The 2,336-nt window shown below is 75.8% G+C and carries 1 protein-coding gene; it reads left to right on the forward strand.

Going from position 1 to position 2,336, the window contains the following annotated elements; genetic code table 11:
• The first annotated feature begins 237 nt into the window (after window positions 1–237).
• Window positions 238–1,962 carry a glycosyltransferase gene (locus AC07C1_RS17390; RefSeq protein ID WP_478939843.1) on the forward strand — a complete coding sequence of 575 codons (1,725 nt, stop codon included), beginning with the start codon at window positions 238–240 and terminating at the stop codon, window positions 1,960–1,962.
• The last annotated feature ends 374 nt before the right edge of the window (window positions 1,963–2,336 follow it).

Below are 2,336 nucleotides of genomic sequence, written 5' to 3' on the forward strand. Positions count from 1 at the left end.
TTTTTTTTTCTTCACCCACGCATCTACGGTGGCGCGCCCGCCCCCCCCCCCCCCCCCCCCCCCCCCCCCCACCCCCCGCGCGGGGCGCGCCCCCCCCCCCCCCCCCCCCCCCACCACCGCCTCGTCCGCTTACCTTCGTCCCGCTGCGAGCCGCCGGGACAGCGGCGGCTCCCCAAACGGGTGATCGGGGGTGCACACGTGCGCATCGGACTGCTTACGGAGGGTGGCTACCCGTTTGTGAGCGGTGACACCAGACTCTGGTGCGACCGGCTCGTGCGCGGGCTCGAGCAGCACGAGTTCGACATCTACGCGCTCAGCCGCAGCCGGCGCCAGGAGGACCAGGGCTGGGTCCCGCTCCCCCCGCAGGTCGGCCGGGTGCGTACGGCACCCCTGTGGACGGCCGGGGACGACATCTGGAGAGGCGGCACCATGGGCCTCCTCGGAAGGACGGCGGTGGGAGGCGGCCGGCCCTACGGACGGCGCACGCGCCGGCGCTTCACCGAGTGCTACGGGGAGCTGGTCGGTGCGGTGTGCGCCGGGTCCGACACCGGCGCCGACACCGGGCCCGGCTCACGGACCGATGGCCTGGCGGACCGTTTCGGCAGCGCGCTGTACGGACTCGCCGACCTCGCCCGCGAGGAGGGCGGACTGGTCGGCGCCCTGCACTCCGACACCGCCGTACGCACCCTGGAAGGCGCTTGCCGGGCCCCCGGCGCGCTGCGCACGGCGCGCGAGGCGCGCGTACCGGATCTGCTCACCGTCACCGCACACCTCGAACGCGCCCTGCGCCCCCTCTCCCTCGACTGGTACGACGACGACGGCCTCGGCGCGGCCGACCTCTGCCACGCCACCGCCGGCGGCCCCGCCGCCCTTCCCGGGCTGCTCGCCCGGCACTTCTCCGGCGTACCGCTGCTGGTCACCGAGTACGGCGTCCAGCTCCGCTCGCACTATCTGACCCTTCGCCCGGACGCCGCCGCCCCCGCCGTACGCGCGCTGCTCGCGGCCTTCCACCGCCGGCTCGCCGCCGAGGTCTACCGCCGGACCGAGATCCTCACCCCCGGCAACGCGCACGCCCGGCGCTGGCAGGAGCGGTGCGGTGCCGACCGGAGCAGGATCCGCACGGTCCACCCGGGCATGGAGGCCGCCCGCTTCACGGAGGCCGGCGAGTCCCCGGACCGCTCCGACCCGCACACGCTGGTCTGGGTCGGGCGCGTCGAACCCGCCAAGGACCTGGTCTCCCTCCTCCACGCCTTCGCCGAGGTCCGCAAGCAGGAGCCGAGGGCGACCCTGCGGATCGTCGGCGCCCCGCCCGGACCCGAGGGCCGGGCCTATCTCGGCCACTGCCGGGCGCTCGCCGCGCAGCTCTTCCCGGACGAGGCGGAGGGCGCGCACGCCGTCGGCGACAATCCGGTCTCCTTCGAGGAGATCGGCGGCCCGGAGGCCCCGGCCCTGCCCGACGCGTACGCGGCCGGCGCCGTCGTCGTGCTGTCCAGCGTGGTGGAGGGGTTCCCGATCAGCCTCATCGAGGCCATGTTCTGCGGCCGGGCCACCGTGTCCACGGACGTCGGAGCGGTGGTGGAGGCCATCGGCGGCACGGGCCTCGTCGTGCCCCCGCGCAATCCACGGGCGCTCGCCGAGGCGTGCGTGGCGCTGCTGCGCGACCCCGAGCGCCGTGCGCGCCTGGGCGCTGCGGCGCGTGCCCGGGCGCTCGAACTGTTCACCGTCGAGCAGAACATCGCGGCATTTCGCAGCATTTACCTGGAGATCGTGTCGCACTGTCCGGTCCGCCGGGTCGTCCTCGACGAGGCCGGCGAGCCCCTGCCGTTCGCCACCCCCGCCGAATCCCACGTCCCCGGCCGCTGGACCGGCCCCACGGCCCGCGTACTGCCCCGGGGCATCCCCGCCTGGGCCACGGGCGCACCGGTACGCGCGACGCCGCTGGCGGCCGCGGAGGGGGCGTGATGAACGCGTTCGACGACCGCTCCGGCGACGAGGGCAGCGGAGCGAAGAGGGAGCGCGGGGGGCTGGCTTCCGCCGCGGCGGGCGCCCCGGACGACCCCGCCTCCACTCCGGGGCACGGGCCCCGCGGCAACGCTGCGCTCGACAGCCACTGCGGCGGTCGTGCCGTGGGCGAGGCGGGCGGAGCGGCTGGTGGACACCGGTCCCTTGGTGCCGGCGGTCGTGCCTTGGGTGAGACCGGGGGAGCGGCTGTCACGTACCAGTACCTCGGCGATGGCGGTCGTGCCGTGGGCGAGGCGGGCGGAGCGGCTGGTGGACACCGGTCCCTTGGTGCCGGCGGTCGTGCCTTGGGTGAGACCGGGGGAGCGGCTACGTAC

It is taken from the genome of Streptomyces sp. NPDC045022 (assembly GCF_056432605.1).